A 19,428-nucleotide genomic window follows, 5' to 3' on the forward strand; every position below is an offset into this window, starting at 1 on the left:
CATGACGGCGACCGGGCCACTGGCCGGAATCACCGTGGTCGCGCTGGAGCAGGCGATCTCGGCTCCGATGTGCTCCCGCACGCTCGGCGACTTCGGCGCCCGCGTGATCAAGGTGGAGAACCCCAAGGGGGGCGACTTCGCCCGACACTACGACGATGTGGTCAAGGGCCTGGGAGCGCACTTCGTCTGGGTCAACCGGGGCAAGGAGTCGGTGGCTCTGGACCTGAAGTCACCCGGCGGAATGGGCGTCCTGCACCGCCTGCTGGAACGCGCCGACGTCCTCGTCTCCAACCTCACACCCGGCACCACGGCCAAACTCGGCATCTCCCCAGGCGACTTGAAGACCCGTCACCCCGATCTCATCGCCGTCGAGATCGACGGCTACGGCCCCGGCGGCCCCCTCTCCCACAAGCGCGCCTACGACCTCCTCGTACAGGCCGAGTCGGGCGCCTGCGCGGTGACGGGCCACCCCGGGGCACCGGCCAAACCGGGGCCGCCGATGGCCGACGTGTGCAGCGGCCTGTACGCCGCCCTGTCGATCGTCGCGTTGCTGTACGGCAGGGAACGCGGAGTGGGGCCCGGGCCCACGGCCTCGTCCGTCGCGGTGAGCCTGTTCGACACGATGACGGAGCTGATGGGCTATCCCCTCACCTACACCCAGCACTCCGGCATCGAACAACAACCGCTCGGCATGAGCTCCCCCGCCGTCGCACCGTACGGCGCCCACCGGACCGCCGACGGTCACACGGTGATCCTCGGCACGACGAACGACCGTGAATGGCAGCGCCTGGCAAGGGAGTTGATCGACCGGCCGGACCTGGCGGACGACCCGCGCTTCGGCAGCAACGCCGGGCGGGTGGAGCACCGTGCACTGCTGGACCCGGAGATCAGCGCCTGGTGCGCGCGGCACGACCTCGCCCATGTACAGAACCGTGCGGACGCGGCCGGGATCGGCAACTCCCGCTACAACACGCCCAGCGACGTCATCGCCCACCCCCATCTGCAGGCCCGCGACCGCTGGCGCGAGATCGACACACCGTCGGGTCCGGTCCCGGCGCTGCTGCCACCTCCGGTCATCGCCGGGTACGACCCGCCGATGGGCGCGATTCCCGCTCTCGGCCAGCACACGGACGCCGTACTCGCCGAACTCGGCCTGGCGGACGAGGAGATCGCCGTTCTCCGTGCGCAGAAAGCGGTCCGGTGACCGGGGAACCGGTACTGCTGACCGGCGACGCCGACGGCGTGCGGACACTCACCCTGAACCGGCCCCACCGTAAGAACGCGATCGACGCCGAACTCTGGGACGCCCTGAGAACGGCACTCTCCGCGGCGGGCAGCGACCGTACGGTGCGTGCGCTGGTCCTGACCGGTGCCGGCGGCGCGTTCTGCTCCGGGGCCGACATCCGCAAGGGCGTCAGCGGCGAGCACCCGCTGTACCGGATGCGGACCCTGAGCGAGGTCACGCTGCTGCTGCACGAGCTGCCGATCCCCACCATCGCCAAGGTCAACGGCGTGGCGGTCGGGGCGGGTTGGAACCTCGCCCTGGGTTGCGACTTCGTCGTGGCGACTCCGGAAAGCACGTTCTCGCAGATCTTCGCGCGCCGCGCCCTGTCCTTGGACTGCGGCGGCTCGTGGCTGCTGCCGAAGCTGGTGGGGTTGCAGCAGGCGAAGCGACTCGTGCTGCTGGCCGAGACGATCGACGCCGAGGAGGCCCGCGCCCTGAACCTGGTGACGTGGGTCGTGGACGCCGACAAGATCGACGCCTTCGCGGACGACCTCGCCGCGCGGCTGGTGGCCGGAGCGCCGGTCGCGCTCGCGCAGAACAAGGCGCTCCTCAACGAGAACGCCGATCGCACCCTGCGCGAGGCCCTTGCCGGCGAGGCACGAGCGCAGGCCATGAACTTCGCCACGGCAGACGTTCCGGAGGCGTACGCCGCCTTCGTGGAGAAGCGCCCGCCTCGCTACACGGGGCGCTGGGCGGTCCCCGGAACAGCGGTGCCAGGAACGGCCGTGCCGACAGCTACGGAGGACACGTGATGCGTGAGGCAGTGGTGGTGGAGGCGGTCCGCACCGCCGTCGGCAGACGGAACGGCGGGCTGGCCGGTGTGCACGCGGCCGACCTCTCCGCCGTCGTCCTTCAGGCCCTTGTCGACCGCACGGGTCTTGACCCCGAGGTCGTCGACGACGTGGTGTGGGGCTGTGTCGGCCAGTTGGGCGACCAGTCGAGCAACATCGGCCGCTACGCGGTGCTGGCCGCGGGCTGGCCCGAGACCATCCCGGGGACCACGGTGAACCGTGCCTGCGGATCGAGTCAGCAGGCGCTGGACTTCGCCGCCCAGGCGGTCATGTCCGGCCAGCAGGACGTCGTGGTGGCGGGCGGCGTCGAGGTGATGAGCCGGATACCGCTCGGCGCCTCGCGGGCCGGCGGGATGCCGTACGGCCCCCAAGTCCTCGCCCGTTACGAGGGGTTCCCCTTCAACCAGGGCATCTCCGCCGAGAAGATCGCGCAGAAGTGGGGACTGGACCGGGGTGTCCTCGACGAGTTCTCCGCGCTGTCGCACGAGCGGGCGGCGGCCGCGCAGGACGGCGGGGCGTTCGACGCGCAGATCGTGCCGGTGACCGACGGCACGAACACGGTGACCGCGGACGAGGGCATACGGCGCGGTACCCGCGTCGACACTCTCGCGCGGCTGAGACCGTCCTTCCAGGAGGACGGGGTGATCCACGCGGGCAACTCCTCCCAGATCTCCGACGGGGCCGCCGCCCTGCTGGTCACCACCCCTGAAAAAGCACGCGAGCTGGGCCTGACGCCGATCGTCCGCTACCGCGCGGGCGTGGTCACCGGTTCCGACCCGGTCCTCATGCTGACCGGACCGATCCCGGCGACCGGGAAGGTGCTGCGCAAGGCAGGTGTCGGCCTCCCGGAAGTGGGCGTCTTCGAGGTCAACGAGGCCTTCGCGCCGATCCCGCTCGCCTGGCTGGCCGAGACCGGCGCGGAGCCGGCGTTGCTCAACCCGCTCGGCGGCGCCATCGCGCTCGGACACCCGCTCGCCGCGTCGGGCGCCGTCCTGATGACCCGCATGATCCACCACATGCGGGACCACGGGATCCGCTACGGCCTGCAGACCATGTGCGAGGGCGGCGGCACCGCCAACGCCACCGTCGTCGAACTCGCTTCCTGACAGGGGATGTTGTGCGCCGAGACGTCTTCACCGACGACCACGAGGCCTTCCGCCGGCTCGCGCGGGACTTCATCGGCAAGGAGGTGGTCCCCCACTACGCCGAGTGGGAGGAGGCCGGCCGGCTCCCCCGCGCGCTCTTCGAACAGCTGGGCTCGCTGGGCCTGTTGGGTACGGCCGTCCCCGAGGAGTACGGCGGAGCCAGCCTCGCCGACTACCGCTACAACGTCGTTCTCCAAGAGGAATCGGCGCGCGCCCTGGTGACGTTGGGCACCGTGCGCACCCAACTCGACGTCGTACTGCCATACTTCCTCTCCTACGCCGACCAGGATCAGCGCGAACGCTGGTTCCCGGGCCTTGCCTCCGGAACGTTGCTGACCGCCATCGCGATGACCGAGCCGGGCACGGGCTCCGATCTCGCGGGGATCCGTACGACGGCCGTGCGCGACGGGGACTCGTACATTCTCAACGGCGCGAAGACATTCATCACCGGCGGCCTCCTCGCCGACCTGGTGATCGTCGTGGCGCGTACGTCGACCGACCCGGACAACCGCCGCGCCGGGCTCACCCTGCTGGTCGTCGAGGACGGCATGCCCGGCTTCACGCGCGGCCGGGTGCTGCACAAGATGGGCATCAAGGTGCAGGACACAGTGGAGTTGGCCTTCGACGACGTACGGGTCCCGGTCGCCAACCGGCTCGGCGAGGAGGGCGCCGCGTTCGGCTATCTGGGCAACAACCTGCCGCAGGAGCGGATGACGGTGGCTGTCGGCTCGGTCGCGCAGGCACGAGCTGCCCTGGACACGACGATCTCGTACGTCAAGGAACGCAAGGCGTTCGGAAAGACGGTCGCCTCCTTCCAGAACACGAAGTTCGAACTCGCCGCCGTGTCAGCCGAGATCGAGGCCGCGCAGGCGATGCTGGACCGTGCGGTGCTCGACCTCGTCGCCGGCGAACTGAGCGGACCCGACGCCGCCAAGGTCAAGCTGTTCTGCACCGAGATGCAGGCTCGCGCGGTCGACCGCTGCCTGCAACTGTTCGGCGGCTACGGCTACATGCTGGAATACCCCATCGCCCGGCTCTACGCGGACGCACGCATCACCCGCATCTACGCCGGTACCAGCGAGGTCATGAAGGTCATCATCGCCAAGTCCCTCGGATTGTGAGGCGGTTACGGTGCCGGAGTTCTCCAGCAGACCAGGTGTCGCGTTCGTCGCGGGCGGCTCGGGCGGAATCGGGGCGGCGGTAGTCCGGCTCCTCGCCGAGCGCGGCAGCGACATCGTGTTCACCTACCGCGCCAACCAGGAGGCGGCGGACGCCGTGGCCGCCGAGGTCACGAAGCTGGGCCGTCACGTCCGGCCGCTGCGAGTGGACTTGACCGACGAGTCCGCCACAGCCGAGGCCGTGTCGGGGGTGAGCGGCGGCATCCACACCCTCGTGTACGCGGCGGGCCCGCACGTACCCATGCGGCACCTGAGCAAGGTGACGCCGAGCGAGTACCGCGCCCAACTCGAAGGCGACGCCGTGGCGTTCTTCAACTTGGTGCATCCCGCGCTGCCGTTGCTGCGCGAGAGCCGGGGCAACATCGTCGCCGTCACGACCGTCGCGACCCGCCGCTTCCCGGTCCGGGACGGGCTGTCGTCGGGCGCGAAGGGCGCGGTCGAGGCGGTCGCCCGGGCGCTCGCCGCCGAGGAGGGCCGCTACGGCGTCCGCGTGAACTGCGTGGCGCCCGGCATGCTCAACGACGGTATCGCCGGCCGTCTGATCAGCTCCGGCGAACTGGACGAGGCCGCCCTCGCCGTCACCCGGCGCAACATCCCGCTGCGCCGCTTCGGCGATGCGACCGACATCGCGGAGGCGGTCGCGTTCCTCGCCTCGGACCGGGCCGGGTTCATCACCGGACAGGCATTGGGAGTTGACGGCGGCTACAGCGTGTAGGTCACGAAGGGCTGATACGTCGGCCGGCCACGTAAGCGGCACGGACCAGTTCCCCGGTCAGCGTGTGGAGGGCCTCGCGCAGCGGTACATGGAGCAGGCACAGGTCGGCGGCCGACCCGACCGTCAACCGGCGTGTCCGCGCCGGGTGTTGGGGCTCACCGGTGAACAGCCGTAGCGCCGCCCGGGGTTGGAGTCGTTCCGCGTCGCCCCCTTCGGTCGCGGCCCGCATGACGGCCCAGGGGTCCGAGGTGCCATACGGCGCGTCGGTGCCGGCGGCGACCGGGACGCCCGCCTCGATCAGGGTCCGGCAACGGTAGAGGTGGGGGCGGTCGTCGGCGTCCACGTCGGTGGCGTACGCCGCGCCCCGCTCGACCGGGAAGTGGGGCTGGGTCACGACCGTCACCCCGAGCCTCCGCAGCCAGGGAATCGTCTCGGCCGGGATCACCGACCCGTGCTCGATCCGGTCGCCGTCGGCCGGTCCCACCTCGTCCAGGGCGATCAGCGTCACCAGCAACTGCACCCGGGTCACACAGTGCACGGCGACCGGCCGGGGTCTGATCTCCCCTATGGTGCGGGCGAGTTGGGCGGGAGTGGGGAGTGTCGGATCGTCGAGCATCAGCTTCACGGGCTCCTCGACGCCCATCACCAGGAGCCGTTGTGGAAGGATCGCCAGCATCTGGGTGAGCCCGCTCGCGGGATGCGGATCAGCGTTGGTGAACCCGGTGACGCCGAGCGCCGCCGCGCGCCGCCCGACCCCCTCCAGGTCCAGCCGTACGGGCGGCACAAAACCGCGCAGCCGCTCGTCCTCGCGCCAGAACCGCCCGTCGCCGTCCAGCCCGACCGCCCGCAGCGCGGCGCTGTTCCAGACCCACAGCGCACCGGTCCGGTGCTGCACCCGTACCGGCCGGTCCGGCGCGAGCGCGTCGAGCACCCACCGGTCCAACTCCCCCGCGACACTCTCGTGATAGCCGACCGCCCGCACCCACTCCCCCGGCGGCCCGCCAACCAAGGCCGCCGCAAACGCCGTTCGGTCGTGTACGTCCGTCGGCCCGACCCGCACGGAGGCGGCGTCGGCGGCCAGCGCCGCGAGGTGTACGTGGTGGTCGTGCAGGCCCGGCAGCAACGCACCGCCCCGGCCGTCCACGTCGCCCGGCCCCGGCAGCGCAGGCGCGATCTCGGCGATCCGCCCGCCGTCGATCCGTACGTCCACCACCGCCTCGTGGCCCTCGATCTCCACGTTCCTGATCAGCACGGCGGGTGGACCCGGGTTCGTGCGTCCGTGAGTGTCGCGGCGCAGGCCGCCATGGAGACGCAGAGCAGTTCTCCGCCCCCTGCGGCGAGGGAACGGGCCGCAGCATGAGCAGCGAACACACCGGTGACGGGATCGGCGAGCGCATCTCCAAGGAAGACGGGGTCGCCGTTCGGGTCGACGCCGGTCAGACCGCCGGCCACGGCAGCGTCGTCTCCGAAAGCGATACGGTCGTTCTCGCGTCCGTATCCGGTGATGCCGACCCACACCCGGCCGGGACGGGCGGCGAGGAACTCCTCGGCGCGGAGGCCGAGTCGGCGCAGCGCGCTCGGCCGTGACGCCTCGATGACGACGTCGGCCTCGGCGACGATCTCGTCCAGCGCACCCGGGGCGAAATCCACGACCAGGTTGTCGTGTCGTCGTGCAGCCAGCGATAGAAGGCGGGCGTCCCGAAGCGCGCACCGTCGGGTCGCGTCGCGCTCTCCACCTTCACCACCCGCGCCCCCGACAGCCCCAGCAGCCGTGCGCACAGCGGCCCCGCCCAGAGCGCGGAGAAGTCGACGATCCGTATCTCCGCCATCGCGCGGCTACGCCGTTCCCCGAACCGCTCGGCGTGCACCGCGGGCCGTGTGCCCTGAGTCGATCCCGGTAGCGCGGCGGCGATGCCGAGCAGCTGCGCGGCCTCGACGACTTCGGCCGCCGCGACCCGTCGAACCGCCGTGCGCAGGCCGCCGGGCTCATCAGGTGAGCCGAGAAGCGCCAGCAGTGCGGGTACGGCGGCCAGGTCGTCGGGGCGGGCCAGGTTCACAGCGGCCCAGCCGTCGGCGGTTTGGAGGAGGTGGCAGGAACCGTTGGCGGATGTCCTGCCCGGCCGTTCCAGGCCAGCCAGTTGGGCCCGTAGGAACAGAGCGGTCGGCAGGTCGACGGGCACGCCCGTTAGTTCCGTGAACGAGCGGGCTGTGTCGGCGAGGGGGTCCAGAAACGGCTCGACGGAGTCCATCCAGTCGTGGAGAGCGCGATTCTCCATGAGTCGAACCCCCTTCTCTCCCGAGGTGATCCCAAATTACACTCCGGTCCACGCCTGGAGGGAGATCACCGTGGAGCCGCCCTTCGTGATCATCGATCTGGACCACACCCCCGACGACCCCGCCCCCGCGCATGAAACTGAACGGCGTGAACGGGACCGCGTCGCGATCGGCGTGGCGGCGGAACCCACGGATGCGGTGGAGGGCCTCGACATCCTGCTCACCGGCGTTCCCGATCCACCCCGGCCGTGGGTGGGGTGCGCGGATCCGTATGCCACGGCCCGGCAGCTGGGTGACCTCGTCGAGAGCCGACCCGCCGCGGCCGTCGCTCTCGTGCAGGTGCTGCGGATGGGCGGCGGGCTCTCGACCCCGGACAGGCTGGTTCTCGAATCCCTCGCGTACTCGACGCTTCAGGGCGGAGTGGACTTCCGGGCTTGGCTGGCCGCCGCGCCCCGGCGTACCCCCCGTCCCGCCGAGGCTCCCGTACGGCTCGGCCGTGACGGCCCCCGGTTGTCCTGATGACCCACTCGTCGCCGTCGCGTTCGGCGCGGGTGGTGAACATCGTGGGGTCGGCGCCGACCTGCGGCTCGGTCATGGAGAAGCAGGAGAAGCACTCGCCTTCGAGCAACGGCTGGAGGTAGCGCTCCTTCTGCTCGTCGGTGCCGTAGCGGGCGATGATCTCGGCGTTGCCGGTGTCGGGTGCGGCTGTGCCGAAGATGACGGGGGCCCAACTCGACTGGCCCAGGATCTCGTTGATGAGCGCCAGCTTGACCTGGCCGAAGCCGCGCCCGCCGAGTTCGGGGCCGAGGTGCGGTGCCCACAGGCCCTCGTCACGCACCTGTTGCTTCAACGCCCGGACGATCGGGCCGAGTTCGTCGTCGAGCGGGTGGTACGCCCGGTCGGGATGGAGCAGGTCCAGCGGCTCCACGCGCTCGGAGCGGAACCTCCGGATCCACTCCAGTTTCTCCTCGAACTCCGGCTCGGTGGAAAAGTCCCATGCCATGTCAGACGAACCTCCTGCCAACCCGGACGGATGGCAGTGAGACTATCATTCTCATCTCACGCAAGTAAGAGTCTCGAAACTTGCAGTGCGTCCTTCGGTAGGGGAAGCCGAGGTGTTACCGCTGAAGTGGAGTATCGTTCTTCAAGTGACAGCTGTCCCCGAAGAACAACCAGCCTGGCGCCAGCGCGCCGTTGAGCGTTCCACCCGTGCCGCCAAGCTCCGCGCCGAACAACGTGTGCAGCGCTTCCTCGATGCGGCGCAGGAACTCATCGCGGAGAAGCGGACGACGGACTTCACGGTCCAGGAGGTCGTGGACCGCTCCAAACAGTCACTGCGCAGCTTCTACCAGCACTTCGACGGCAAACACGAGCTGCTGCTCGCCCTGTTCGAGGACGCGCTGTCCAAGTCGGCGGCGGAGATCCGCGAAACGGCCGGTTCCCAGTCGGATCCGCTCCAGGCACTGCGGCTCGGCGTGACGATGCTGTTCGAGCAGTCGCTTTCCAACCCCGGTGTGGAGCGCCCCCTGTTCAGCGACTTCGCGCTCCAGCTCCTGGTGAAGCATCCCGCGCAGGTGGCGACCGCTCATCTCCCCCTGCACCAGGTGTTCACGGAGCTGGTCGAACAGGCCGAGGACGCCGGCGTCATCCCCGCCGGGAAGCCCCGCCGCCAGGCCTCGATCCTGATGCAGACGGTCATGTTCGTCGCGCAGGGCAACGGAGTTCCGGCCGGCAGCCACGCGGCTCCGGTCACCGCCGAGGAGGTCTGGCAGTTCTGTCTCGGCGGCCTCTCGGGCGTCCCCGTGCACAACTGACGGACGACTGACGGGTATCCGTCGATGTGATTGACGCTCTTCACAGCGGAGAGTACGGTTCTCGCGCACCGGAACGAGGGGTGGGCGATGACCGAGCCGCTACGGCATGGAGTGCAGCGCTACCGAGTCGTACAGTGGGCCACCGGGAACATCGGCGCCCGCACGATGCGTGCCGTACTGGAGCATCCGAATCTGACCCTGGCCGGGGTGTATGTCCACACCCCGGCCAAAGCAGGTCTGGACGCGGGTGAGTTGAGCGGCGGCGGCGGGGCCGGCACCACCGGGATCGTCGCGACGCACGACATCGACGAGATCCTGGCGCTCGGCGCCGACTGCGTCCTCCACACCCCGCGCACCTGCGATTTCGATGAGGTGTGCACGCTGCTCTCGTCAGGTGTGAACGTCGTGTCGACGCGCGGCGAGTTCCATCACGCGCCCAGCCTCGACCCGGTCACGCGAAAGCGGATCGAGGACGCGTGCGAGCGGGGCGGGACCTCGGTGCACAGCACGGGCAGCAGTCCCGGATTCATCACGGAGGCGCTGCCGCTCGCGCTCACCTCGATCCAGCGGCGGCTCGACGCGCTGACGATCGACGAGTTCGCGGATCTCTCCCAACGGGACTCCCCCGGGCTGCTGTTCGAGGTGATGGGCTTCGGCCGGCCCCCTGCCGAGTTCGGCGAACAGCGCCTGGCCGGACTGCGCGACAGCTTCGGCCCGTCGTTGCGGCTGCTCGCCGAGGCGCTCTCGACACCACTCGACTCGGTGGAGGCGGTCGGCGAGGTCGCAACTGCCCGGCGCGCCACCCGGATTGCCGCGGGCACGCTGCCGGTCGGCACGGTGGCCGCGCAGCGGATCACCGTGTCCGGCCTGCGGAAGGGCCAACCCTTGCTGCGGTTCCGCGCCAACTGGTACTGCACCACCGACCTCGACCCCGCCTGGGATCTCCGCGCGACCGGCTGGCACGTCTCGGTCGAGGGAGACGCGCCGCTCGACATCGACCTGAGGTTCCCCGTGCCCCTCGACCGCATGGCGGCGATGTCCCCGTCCTACACCGCGAACCGTGCGGTGAACGCCGTGCCGTTCGTCTGCGCGGCAGCCCCCGGAATCCGCACCACGGCCGACCTCCCGCAGATCGTCGCCGACCTCGGGTGACGCCGACGCGACCCGGGTCCGGGGCTCACCCGGTCCGCACCCGGCACCGAGACGACCCGCACCGGCCAGGAAACTAGACCGCGTCGGCCGGCGCCACGACCTCAGGCTCGCCGTCATCGTCGATCGCGTACTTCAGGAAGTCGTCGACCATGCGGTGGAACAGCGTTGCCAGCTGCTGCAGTTCATCCGTCGACCACTCCGAGAGGGCCATTTGCATGCCGCGCGCACCGGCGTCCCGGACACTGCTCACGGCCTTCCGGCCGGCCTCGGTCAGCTCGATCCGCTGGGCGCGGCGGTCGTCGGGGTCGGGCACGCGGGTGACGTAGCCGGACTTCTGGAGCTGCTGCACCGTCCGCGTCACATGCGAGGCCTCGACCCCGAGGCGATGGGCCAGCTCCCCCGGACGCAGCGGGTCGGAGTCGGCGACCTGCCGCAGCAACGCCACCGCCGCGCGGTCCAGAGGCACACCGGCGAGGGCCATAAGCCGGTCGTGCTGGCGGGCGCGCGTGCTCAGGTAGGTGATCCGAGTGAGGGCTCGCTCGATCTCGGTCACCTCCGGGGAGGCGGGGGCTTCGGGGATCGCTGGTGTGGACATGCGACCCACTTTACCATATTGTTGCGTAACTCAAGTAAATTACTGCATTCGCTTGGCGCGCGTACCGCGGAGAGAGTACTTGCCGGGCGTTCCGCCTCTCCGCCGCCCCCGCTCCCCGCCCCGTTCCCGTTCCCGCTTCCGCTTCCGGGCCCACCTCAGCGAAGCGTCACCAGCGCTTCTGGCCCGCGAAGAACCGCTCGAAGAAGTCCACCTTGGCCGCGTCCGCGAGGGCGAGCGAGCCGAAGCGGCCGCCGAGTTCCATCGTGGTCGCGAAGCGGTGGTTCGCCGCGTGCCAGCGGGTGAGGCCGGAGCCGTTGGGGTCGCCGTGAGTTGCGAAGTTCACCACGTAGTCGGACAGGGTGTCGGCGATCGTGCGGTCCTCGTCGGTCCAGGGCAGGCTGGTGGCGTAGAGGTTGTCGAAGACGTAGTTGATCTCCGAATCGTGGTAGGCGCCACGGGACTTGGCCCCGGTCGCGGTCGGCGGGAGATGCTCCCAGTAGTACGTGAACACCGGGCTCTTCGCCGTCTTCGCCCACTCGGCCGCCCACAGGTTCGCGGAGACGCGTGAGCCCTCGCGGGCGGAGGCGTTGCGGGCCTGGCCCGCCTCCGTGTCGGTGGTGGCGGGGTAGAGCTTCAGGAACTCGTCGGCGAGAGTGCCGTACTCCTTCTCGGCGGTGCTCACATAGTCCGCGAGCTTCACCGTCGGGGTCGGGGAGGCGCCGTTCTCGTCCTTGTTGCCGCCGGCCAGTACGGGCACGTCGTCCAAGTGGCCGCCCGCCAAGGCCTGTTCGTACGTCCACGGCTTGACCCAGCCGTCGAGGACCGGGCGGAACTCCGGCGGGTTGCCGTTCACCGGCCCGTTGACCGTGGTGTCGTTGGCGTTCTGACCGGCCATCAACTTGGTGCTGTCCAGGGCCCGGAGAGCGGTCAGCGAGGTGGCGCCGAGCACGGTGACGTACGCGGTGCCCTGGCTCTCCGCCGTTTCCAGCATGCGGTACGACGCCGCCAGCGCCGCGATCTCGGGGCCGCCGGTGGCGCGGGCGCCGCCGCTCTCGGAGATCGCGCCCTGGAACAGGCCCTTGGCGAGCGGGGAGTAGATGAGGTGCATCACCGAGGCACCGCCCGCCGACTGACCGGCGATGGTCACGCGGTTCGGGTCGCCGCCGAACGCGGAGATGTTGCGCCGTACCCAGCGCAGGGCCGAAATCTGGTCCAGGAGACCGTAGTTGCCGGACGCCTGGTGACCGGACTCCGCGCTGAGTTCGAGGGTGGAGAGGAACCCGAACGCTCCCGTGCGGTAGTTGAGGGTCACCACGACCAGACCCTTGGCGGCGAGGCCCGCGCCGTCGAAACCGGGGTCGGAAGCGTAGCCGCCGGTGAACCGGCCGCCGTAGATCCAGACCAGGACCGGGCGCTTCTCGCGTGAACTCGCCGCGCCAGTCCAGACGTTGAGGTTGAGGCAGTCCTCGCTCATCGTGACCGAGGCCGAACCCGTCATCTGCTGGGGGCAGATGTCCCCGAAGGTGCCGGCGACGCGCACGCCGGTCCAGGGTGTCGCCCGCTTCGGTGGGCGCCAGCGGTTGGCACCCGCCGTGGTCGCCGCGTACGGCAGGCCCTTGAACACGGGACGCCGGAGACGAGGGAGGCCACGCCGGACACACGGCCGGTGTCGATCCGGAGCGGTCCGGTGAGCGGGGTTCCGGAGGTCGTGCGGTCCGCCGCGCCGGCGCTCGTTCCTGTACCGGCGAGTGCGGCCGTCGCGGCGACGGTCAGCGACCCGTTGAGGAAAGTCCGACGGTTCATGGCGTTCGAAAGCATGGGGGGCTCCCTGGTCTAGGTACTTGCGAACGTAAATTCCGCCCGACCGGGAGCGCCGACAATATTGTCGACTTCAGAGCAGATCCACAGCATGCTCCCGCAGCGGACCCACGGACAGGCCCCGCAGCGCGCAGGTGTCGAGGATGCGGGGCACGGCGCCGAGGGTGGCGCGCCAACTGCCGGGGGCCGAGGTGCAGTCGGAGTCGTGCAGCAGGACCGTGCCACCGCCGCGCAGGTCCTCGGTGACCGTCCGGTGGACCGACTCGGGTGTGGCGCGCGCCCTCCAGTCCTCGCCCCAGGCCGTCCACAGCACCGGCGTGAGGTCCAGGCGGCGGGCCGCGAGGTGGGCGGCGGTCGACATCACGCCGTAGGGCGGGCGGAAGAGCCGTGGCGCGCGCCCGGTGAGGTCGCCGACCGTGTCGCGGGCGCGGGCCAGGTCGTCGTGGGTGGCGCGGGGGCCGCGCAGCAGCAGCGGGCGGTGCAGCCAGCCGTGAACGGCGATCTCGTGTCCGGCGGCGGCGATCTCGCGGACCAGACCCGGAGCGCGTACCGCCTGGCTGCCGAGGAGAAAGAACGTGGCATGCACCCGGCGCTCGTCGAGCAGGCGCAGAAACAGCGGGGTGGACAGCGGGTCGGGCCCGTCGTCGAAGGTGAGCGCCACATGGTCCGGCCGACCACGGCCGGAGAGGCGGGGCATCACGCGGTTGCGCAGCGGGCCGTAGGTGGAGAGGACGGGGGCGGCGTACGCGACGGCGAGGATCGGCAGCGCGGGCAGCGCGACGCGGGCGGTCGCACGGAAGAGACGGGTGGCTGTCATGAGAGGCGGCCCTTCGTGAAGCTCACGGCGGACGCGGCGCGGGCGGAGCGGACGGCGTCGTGGACGCGCGACGCGGCATAGCCGGTCTCCGGGGGGAGGCCTGCGGTCGTCATGCCCGGCGCCTCCTCGCGCCACCCGCGGCGGAAGCGGCGCACGGCAACGAAGTTGCGGGGTGCGGCGCGGGCGGTCACAGGGAGAAGGCCCATGGCCGTCATGCCTGGCGCCTCCTCGCGCGACTCGCGGTGGAAGTGGCGGGCGCGGCAACGAAGTTGCACGGCATGACACCGGTGATCGTAAGAGAGAAGGCCTGCGGTCGTCATGCCCGGCGCCTCCTCGCGCCACCCGCGATGGAAGCGGCGCGCGCGGCAGCGGAGTTGTGCGGTGCGGAGCACTCGGTCGTCAGAAGAAGGCCTACGTCGCTCATGCGTGACGCCCCTTCGCATAACCCCCATGGGACACGTGGCCCGTGTGGTGGGCGTGGCTCAGGTCGTCGAGGTCCAGGCCCTGGCCTATCGCGTGCATCAGGCCCGGGCCGCTCTCGGTCGTGGCGACCGCCGTGCCGACCGCGCCTGCCCAGACCGCGCAGGCCAGGGCGGTGGTGGTCGCGAGCCGCCGGGCGGTCGGGCGGGTGGTCCGGCGAGTGGTGGGCGGGATCGCGGGCCCAGTGGTGAGTGGCGTGGCGGGACCGATGTCCGCGCGGCAGATCCTGGCCGTCTCGGCGGCTGGGCCTCCGTCCGAGCCGTCCGCGAACAGGGCGAGGCCCGCCTCCCGTTGCAGCAGCCCGCGCGGACCGTCGATCAACTCGCCCAGTACGTGCTTGAGTTGAGCCGGGTCACGGATCCACGCGGCGACGCCCGCCTCGTCCAGGGCGGCCGCGTTGGTCAGTCCGTGGCCGGGTATGCAGCCGTAGCTGGCGACGGGCAGGCCGGCGGCGAAGGCCTCCAGGGAGGTCAGGCCGCCGGCGTTCTGGACCAGGACGTCGGCCGCGTGCATCAGGCCGGGCATGTCGTCGACCCAGCCGTGGACGTGTTCGATGCCGTCCGCGCGGAGCTGGCCGGCCAGCGTCTCGTTGCGGCCGCAGACCACGAGCGGTACGGCCGCGCCGCAGTCGCGCAGGTCACGGGCGACCTCCCGGACCGGTCCAACGCCCCAGGAACCGGCGACCAGCAGGGCCAGTGGGGCAGTTGGAGGCAGGCCGAAGCGGGCGCGGGCCTCGGCACGTTCCGGCGCGTCCACGGGGTGGAAGCGCGGGTCGGCGACCGGGCCGCACACGCGGACGTCGCGCGCACCGGCGGCCCGGGCCTGCGCGGCCGGAACGGCGTGCAGCGCGAGGTGGACGTCGACGCCGTCGGCCACCCACAGCGGGTGCACCGAGAAGTCGGTGAGGTAGGTGAGGACGGGGACGGTCAGCCGGCCGTCGAGACGGAGGTTGCCCAGGACCCGGCTCGCGCCCGGGTAGGTCGACACGACGGCGCCCGTGTCGGCGGGGAGGGCGCGCAGCAGCCGTTCCTCGGCGGAGCGCAGCAGCGCTCGCGCGACGGGGCCGCCGCCTCCGGCGCGCTCGGTGCTGCTGTAGATCCGCTGGTAGGCCCACGGTGCCCGGACGAGCATACGGTGGTAGCCGTCCCGCACGAGCCGGCCGAGCCGGGCGGGCAGCACGTCCAGCAGGTCGAACCGGTCGACCGTGAGACCGGCCGCCACCAGCCGCCGTTCCAGTTCGGCGGCGGCGCCGTCGTGACCGGCTCCGACACTCGCCGAGACGATCACGACACGCTCGGCCGACGACGGACGGCGCACCGTGTTTCCGGGGTGGGGCATGGGCTTTTTCCTCCGCAGGTGGAGTGGAGCGGCGAAACTCTACAACATGTAGTAGGTAAGCTCGTACAACATGTAGTAGATAGCGTTCGCAAAGCCCTTGATCGACCACCTGGCCGATCTCTCCGGCCCTTCGGTCCATCCCTTCGAGCCCCTGGCGCACTTCCTACAGGCCGTAGTAGGCACCCGGGTAGGCTGGGACGTCGAGCGGTGAGAGGCGGTGGGGTGAACAGTGCACGACCGGAAGAACGACGAGCCCGGCGCGGCGTCCGGCAGGCGGGCGCGCGGTGAGCTGGAGAGCGGGGTTCTCACCGCCCTCTACGGGGCCGACGAGCCGCAGACCGCCCGCCAGGTCAAGGACCGGCTGCCCGGGGACCTCGCGTACACGACCGTTCTGACGATCCTGTCGCGCCTGTACGACAAGGGGATGCTCGTCCGGCACCGCGCGGGCCGCGGGTACGCGTACGCGCCGGCCCGGGACGAGGCGACCCACACCGCGGAACGGATGCGCTCACTGCTGGAGCGCGGCACCGACCGCGAGGCGGTACTCACCCGCTTCGTCTCCGAACTCTCCGCACAGGACGAGCAGTTGCTCCAGCGACTGCTCTCCGGGCACGACGGACACCACCCCACCGGCCACACCGACGAAGGACCGTGAGCCGGTGCTGATCAGCGTGTACGTCCCCCTTCTGATCACCATGGTCATCGCGGTGTTCGCACCCCGCGCCGCCCCCCGGCTGGCGCCGCGCCCGGCCGCCTGGTCACTGGCCTCCGCCGCGCTGGTCGCGTCGCTGGGCTGGCTGGGCTCCCTGGCGTTGCTGGCGTTCGCCGGGCTGGCGCAGCTCCCCGAGGTCGCCGAGGAGGGCCGCTGGTCGGTCGCGGCCGTGCGCGCCTCCGACCCGGTCTACCTCACGGTCGCCGGTGCCGCCGCCCTCGCCCTCCTCGTGTCCGTCACGGGCCTCGCCATCGCCGCGACACGTCAGCTGCGGCACCTGCGCTGGGCCCGCCGCGAATGCCGGCTCCTGCCCGGCGACACGGAGTTGGCCGTCCTGGACATCGAGTCGCCGGAGGCGTTCGCGCTGCCCGGGGCGCCCGGACGGATCGTCGTGTCGAGCGCGATGCTGCGCTGCCTCGGCGACCGCGAACGCGAGGCACTTCTCGCCCACGAGCGGGCTCATCTGCGCGGCCGGCACCATCTCTTCCAGACCCTCTGGCGGCTCTCCGCCGCCGTGAATCCGCTGCTACGACCGCTGTCCAAGGCGGGCGGCTTCGTCCTGGAGCGCTGGGCCGACGAGGAGGCCGCGGTGCGCGTCGGCGATCGTACGGTCGTCGCCCACGCAGTGGGCCGGGCCGCGCTCGCCACCTCCGCGAACCGCTCCCGCCCGGCACTCGCCGCGACCGGCGGGGCGGTACCGCAGCGGGTCCGGGCGCTGCTCGCACCCCCTCCCCCGCGCCGGGCCCTGCCGTTCGTCGCGGGCGCCGCCCTGCTCGTCGTGTGCTGCGCGAGCCTGGCCGACGCCGCGACCGACAGCGAGCAGATGATCGAGACGGCGCAGCATGCGGCATGCGTGGCGACTCAGGCGGCGACCGTGCCGACGCCGGGGGTGTCGGTCTCGCCGCATGGGGTGTGCTGCGACCACGGGGAGCCGGCGGGGCCCGTCCAGCACCGCTGACCACAGGGTCGGCGCCGTGGCCGCGTCGAGGAACACTCCGGGACACCGACCTGGGGTCGGTGCGACCCCGCACCCGAAGCCGCAGCCGCAGCCGCAGCCCTCCGACGTCGTCCCCTGAACAGCGCCGATCACAACATCCACGCGCAATACACCCGTGTTATCGTCGCCCTACCCATCGCCAGGAATCCTGTCGATCAGCACCCCGGCGATCAGACCCGAATCCCCCGTCGCGCTCACTCCACGAATGGAGCGGCATGTCTGTTCTGGCCCGGCCGGCGGTGGCCGCCCTCGCCGCCAAGTCCCTGCAGCGTCTTTCCGTGATGGCGGACCGGCGCCCGAGCGGGCGTGGTTCCGCCGCCTCCTCGCATCAGCGGCTGCCTGAATTTCCGCGCCGGACACGGGAGTTGACGATCCCGACCAGCATCGCCCCAGCACGCGCCACGGTGTATCTGCCGGCCGGTGAGGGGCCGCCTCCGCCGGTGCACGTGAACTTCCACGGCGGCGGCTACGTCGTCCCGCTGACCGAGCTCGACGACCCGCTGTGCCGTTTCCTCGCGGCGGAGGCGGGCGTCGTCGTGATCAACGTCGACTACGTCGTCGCACCGCAGCACCCGTTCCCCGCGCCGCCCCGGCAGGCCTTCGAGGTCGCCCGGTGGATCGCCGAGCACGGCGGAGAGCAGGGCTGGGACGGGGACCGGCTCACAGTGGGCGGGCAGAGTGCCGGGGGCGGACTCTCGGCGGCGGTGGCCCGGCAGGCGCTGGAGGAGGGCGGTCCCTCCATCGCGCTCCAGGTGCTGCACTATCCGCCGCTGGACCTGGCGACCAGCGCCAAGGACAAGCGGTCCGCGATCGCCAAGCCCGTGTTGCGGCCCTGGATGGCGGAGGTCTTCGACACGTCGTACGTCCCGGATCCGAAGGTGCGTGCCGACCGGCTGGTGTCGCCCGCGCATCCGTCGGACACCGCGGACCTGAAGGGCATCGCCCCGGCCCTGGTCATCACGGCCGAGTACGACCTCCTCAAGGCGGAGGGCACCGCCTACGCCGACCGGCTGCGGACGGCGGGTGCGCTGGTCGAGCACGTCGATGTCGCCGGAGCCGACCACGGCTACGACGGCACGGACGACGAACGGGCCCTGCAGACCTATGCCCTGATCGCCCGTCAGCTCCAGAAAGCCGTGGACACCGCCTGAACCCCCCTCCCCGGCAACGCACTTCGCCGACCACCCCCCTCGGACGGTCGGCGAAGTGCCGCTGGGTCACGCCGCCGGCACCGGCTCCGGCGGCGTGAGGCCGAACTTCCCCGCCGCCTCGGTGAGTTCACGCCATACCTTGGGCGCGACGGGGATGCCCTTCGCACCGCGCCCCTCGGCGACCGTCGCACTGCGCTCGCCGGGGTAGAAGACACCCTCCGCACCGTCGGCCGGCGGCAGTTGCTTGAGGGTGGCCAGCGTTTCGTCGACCGCCGCGGTGAAGGCGTCCGGGTCGCCGAAGGCCGCCGGATCGAGGGCGATGAGCAGCGCGTTCTGCCGGTGCTTGCGGCCCTGCGGGTCGTCCGAGTGGAACGCGGCGAAGATCGGCGCCCCGACGAGCACGCTGGTGAGCAGCTCGAACGCGAGGGACATCCCGGAGCCCTTGGCGCCGCCCAACGGCAGTGGCATGACGGCCAGTTCGGGGTCGGTGGTCGGGGTGCCGTCCGCGGTGGCCGCCGCGCCCTCGGGCAGCGGGGTACCGCTCGCCTTCGCCTGGCGGATCTTGCCGAGGGCGATGGTGGCGGTGGCCATGTCGAGCAGCAGCGGAGCGTGGGACTCCGCCGGCACGGCGATGGCGAGCGGGCTGGTCGCCACGGCGGCGCCCTTGACGCCGGTGTAGCCCATGTTGGGCATCCCGGCGACATAGCCGATGCCGACGAGTCCCTGCTCGGCGATCTTCGACACGTAGTAGCCGATGGCGCCGGTGTGGACGGTACGGCGGACCCCGACGGCGGCGACTCCGCTGATCCTGGCCCGGGTGACCGCCTCGTCGGCGGCGGCGCTGAGGGCGACCGGGCCGGGGGCGCGGTCGGCGTCAAGGACGGCCGCGGCCGGGGCAGTCGACTCGATCCTGATGTCGGCGTCGGCGTTGGCCACGCCCTTGGCCAGCAGCTCCAGGTAGGCGGGGACGCGGGCGATGCCGTGCGAGTCGACGCCGCGCAGCGCGGCCCACACGAACACGTCGGCGGTGGTGCGCGCCTGCTCGGCGTTCAGGCCGCCCTTCTCCAGGAGTGCGGCGGAGAAGGTGCGCAGGTCGTCGGCGGCGACAAGTACCTTGCCCGGCTTGGGCGTTGCGGTGTCGGACATGGTGGCGGGTGCCTTCCTGG

18 protein-coding genes and 2 pseudogenes are annotated in these 19,428 nt (G+C 71.4%); 10 read left to right on the forward strand and 10 right to left on the reverse strand.

Annotation, left to right across the window (positions count from 1 at the left end):
• The first annotated feature begins 1 nt into the window (after position 1).
• Genes ACGFY9_RS41125 through ACGFY9_RS41145 form a run of 5 tightly spaced genes read left to right on the forward strand, consistent with a single transcriptional unit; the run spans position 2 to position 5,114 of the window.
• Positions 2-1,204, forward strand: coding sequence for a CaiB/BaiF CoA transferase family protein (locus tag ACGFY9_RS41125; RefSeq protein WP_393763062.1), 1,203 nt, complete (start codon positions 2-4; stop codon positions 1,202-1,204).
• Positions 1,201-2,037 carry an enoyl-CoA hydratase/isomerase family protein gene (locus tag ACGFY9_RS41130; RefSeq protein WP_393763064.1) on the forward strand — a complete coding sequence of 279 codons (837 nt, stop codon included), beginning with the start codon at positions 1,201-1,203 and terminating at the stop codon, positions 2,035-2,037. Before ACGFY9_RS41125 ends, ACGFY9_RS41130 begins: the two co-directional genes overlap by 4 nt.
• On the forward strand, positions 2,037-3,182 hold the full coding sequence (locus tag ACGFY9_RS41135; RefSeq protein WP_393763066.1) for a thiolase family protein: 1,146 nt from the start codon (positions 2,037-2,039) through the stop codon (positions 3,180-3,182). Before ACGFY9_RS41130 ends, ACGFY9_RS41135 begins: the two co-directional genes overlap by 1 nt.
• A gap of 11 nt (positions 3,183-3,193) precedes the next feature.
• Positions 3,194-4,342 carry an acyl-CoA dehydrogenase family protein gene (locus ACGFY9_RS41140; RefSeq protein ID WP_393763068.1) on the forward strand — a complete coding sequence of 383 codons (1,149 nt, stop codon included), beginning with the start codon at positions 3,194-3,196 and terminating at the stop codon, positions 4,340-4,342.
• Positions 4,343-4,352: 10 nt separating this feature from the next.
• The gene (locus tag ACGFY9_RS41145) at positions 4,353-5,114 is read left to right on the forward strand and encodes an SDR family NAD(P)-dependent oxidoreductase (protein ID WP_393763070.1); all 762 of its coding nucleotides are present in this window, start codon (positions 4,353-4,355) and stop codon (positions 5,112-5,114) included.
• A 1-nt stretch (position 5,115) separates the two neighbouring features.
• On the opposite strand, the gene ACGFY9_RS41150 is transcribed toward ACGFY9_RS41145, so the two are convergent.
• The 4 genes and pseudogenes from ACGFY9_RS41150 to ACGFY9_RS41165 form a co-directional block, all read right to left on the reverse strand.
• The gene (locus ACGFY9_RS41150; RefSeq protein WP_393763072.1) at positions 5,116-6,366 is read right to left on the reverse strand and encodes an amidohydrolase family protein; all 1,251 of its coding nucleotides are present in this window, start codon (positions 6,364-6,366) and stop codon (positions 5,116-5,118) included.
• On the reverse strand, positions 6,360-6,893 hold the full coding sequence (locus ACGFY9_RS41155; protein WP_393763194.1) for a CoA transferase: 534 nt from the start codon (positions 6,891-6,893) through the stop codon (positions 6,360-6,362). Before ACGFY9_RS41155 ends, ACGFY9_RS41150 begins: the two co-directional genes overlap by 7 nt.
• A pseudogene (locus tag ACGFY9_RS41160) lies at positions 6,857-7,390 on the reverse strand (hypothetical protein); the annotation flags it as partial. The pseudogene ACGFY9_RS41160 and the gene ACGFY9_RS41155, both read right to left, overlap by 37 nt.
• Positions 7,391-7,905: 515 nt before the next feature.
• Positions 7,906-8,391, reverse strand: a pseudogene (locus tag ACGFY9_RS41165) (acyl-CoA dehydrogenase family protein); the annotation flags it as partial.
• Between the two features lie 145 nt (positions 8,392-8,536).
• Here ACGFY9_RS41165 and ACGFY9_RS41170 point away from each other — a divergent pair.
• Positions 8,537-9,202 carry a TetR/AcrR family transcriptional regulator gene (locus ACGFY9_RS41170; protein WP_390162957.1) on the forward strand — a complete coding sequence of 222 codons (666 nt, stop codon included), beginning with the start codon at positions 8,537-8,539 and terminating at the stop codon, positions 9,200-9,202.
• Positions 9,203-9,289: 87 nt separating this feature from the next.
• Complete coding sequence (locus tag ACGFY9_RS41175; RefSeq protein WP_393763074.1) at positions 9,290-10,354, forward strand: dihydrodipicolinate reductase; 1,065 nt, start codon at positions 9,290-9,292, stop codon at positions 10,352-10,354.
• Positions 10,355-10,427: 73 nt separating this feature from the next.
• Here ACGFY9_RS41175 and ACGFY9_RS41180 read toward each other — a convergent pair whose 3' ends face one another.
• The 5 genes from ACGFY9_RS41180 to ACGFY9_RS41200 all read right to left on the reverse strand — a co-directional run bounded on the left by ACGFY9_RS41180 (position 10,428) and on the right by ACGFY9_RS41200 (position 15,402).
• Positions 10,428-10,949, reverse strand: coding sequence for a MarR family winged helix-turn-helix transcriptional regulator (locus ACGFY9_RS41180; RefSeq protein ID WP_393763076.1), 522 nt, complete (start codon positions 10,947-10,949; stop codon positions 10,428-10,430).
• A gap of 166 nt (positions 10,950-11,115) precedes the next feature.
• A complete protein-coding gene (locus tag ACGFY9_RS41185) occupies positions 11,116-12,573 on the reverse strand; it encodes a carboxylesterase/lipase family protein (protein ID WP_393763078.1) in 1,458 nt (485 codons plus the stop codon).
• A gap of 267 nt (positions 12,574-12,840) precedes the next feature.
• Positions 12,841-13,584 (reverse strand): polysaccharide deacetylase family protein, encoded by a 744-nt coding sequence (locus tag ACGFY9_RS41190; protein WP_393763080.1) that lies wholly within the window; start codon positions 13,582-13,584, stop codon positions 12,841-12,843.
• Positions 13,581-13,799: a hypothetical protein gene (locus tag ACGFY9_RS41195; RefSeq protein WP_393763082.1), complete on the reverse strand. Its 219-nt coding sequence runs from the start codon at positions 13,797-13,799 to the stop codon at positions 13,581-13,583. The genes ACGFY9_RS41190 and ACGFY9_RS41195 overlap by 4 nt, the downstream gene beginning before the upstream one ends.
• A 205-nt stretch (positions 13,800-14,004) precedes the next feature.
• Positions 14,005-15,402, reverse strand: coding sequence for a glycosyltransferase (locus tag ACGFY9_RS41200; protein WP_393763084.1), 1,398 nt, complete (start codon positions 15,400-15,402; stop codon positions 14,005-14,007).
• A 229-nt stretch (positions 15,403-15,631) separates the two neighbouring features.
• Between ACGFY9_RS41200 and ACGFY9_RS41205 the strand changes: the two genes are divergently transcribed.
• The 3 genes from ACGFY9_RS41205 to ACGFY9_RS41215 all read left to right on the forward strand — a co-directional run bounded on the left by ACGFY9_RS41205 (position 15,632) and on the right by ACGFY9_RS41215 (position 18,262).
• Positions 15,632-16,057, forward strand: a complete 426-nt coding sequence (locus ACGFY9_RS41205) for a BlaI/MecI/CopY family transcriptional regulator (protein ID WP_393763086.1) — start codon at positions 15,632-15,634, stop codon at positions 16,055-16,057.
• 4 nt (positions 16,058-16,061) lie between these two features.
• The gene (locus ACGFY9_RS41210) at positions 16,062-17,072 is read left to right on the forward strand and encodes a M56 family metallopeptidase (RefSeq protein ID WP_393763088.1); all 1,011 of its coding nucleotides are present in this window, start codon (positions 16,062-16,064) and stop codon (positions 17,070-17,072) included.
• Between the two features lie 254 nt (positions 17,073-17,326).
• The gene (locus tag ACGFY9_RS41215) at positions 17,327-18,262 is read left to right on the forward strand and encodes an alpha/beta hydrolase (protein ID WP_393763090.1); all 936 of its coding nucleotides are present in this window, start codon (positions 17,327-17,329) and stop codon (positions 18,260-18,262) included.
• 66 nt (positions 18,263-18,328) lie between these two features.
• Here the strand turns inward: ACGFY9_RS41215 and ACGFY9_RS41220 are convergent, their stop codons facing one another.
• Entirely contained in the window at positions 18,329-19,408 is a 1,080-nt protein-coding gene (locus ACGFY9_RS41220; RefSeq protein WP_393763092.1) for an Ldh family oxidoreductase, read from the reverse strand.
• Positions 19,409-19,428 lie beyond the last annotated feature (20 nt).

The organism is Streptomyces sp. NPDC048504 (genome assembly GCF_043200035.1).
Lineage (GTDB): Bacteria > Actinomycetota > Actinomycetes > Streptomycetales > Streptomycetaceae > Streptomyces.

Excerpts from the sequence above, each read along its gene's own strand:
- ACGFY9_RS41180 (WP_393763076.1), bottom strand. The coding sequence starts at position 10,949 with ATGTCCACACCAGCGATCCCCGAAGCCCCCGCCTCCCCGGAGGTGACC.
- ACGFY9_RS41125 (WP_393763062.1), top strand. The coding sequence starts at position 2 with ATGACGGCGACCGGGCCACTGGCCGGAATCACCGTGGTCGCGCTGGAG.
- ACGFY9_RS41190 (WP_393763080.1), bottom strand. The coding sequence starts at position 13,584 with ATGACAGCCACCCGTCTCTTCCGTGCGACCGCCCGCGTCGCGCTGCCC.
- ACGFY9_RS41175 (WP_393763074.1), top strand. The coding sequence starts at position 9,290 with ATGACCGAGCCGCTACGGCATGGAGTGCAGCGCTACCGAGTCGTACAG.
- ACGFY9_RS41135 (WP_393763066.1), top strand. The coding sequence starts at position 2,037 with ATGCGTGAGGCAGTGGTGGTGGAGGCGGTCCGCACCGCCGTCGGCAGA.
- ACGFY9_RS41200 (WP_393763084.1), bottom strand. The coding sequence starts at position 15,402 with ATGCCCCACCCCGGAAACACGGTGCGCCGTCCGTCGTCGGCCGAGCGT.
- ACGFY9_RS41220 (WP_393763092.1), bottom strand. The coding sequence starts at position 19,408 with ATGTCCGACACCGCAACGCCCAAGCCGGGCAAGGTACTTGTCGCCGCC.
- ACGFY9_RS41215 (WP_393763090.1), top strand. The coding sequence starts at position 17,327 with ATGTCTGTTCTGGCCCGGCCGGCGGTGGCCGCCCTCGCCGCCAAGTCC.
- ACGFY9_RS41195 (WP_393763082.1), bottom strand. The coding sequence starts at position 13,799 with ATGACGGCCATGGGCCTTCTCCCTGTGACCGCCCGCGCCGCACCCCGC.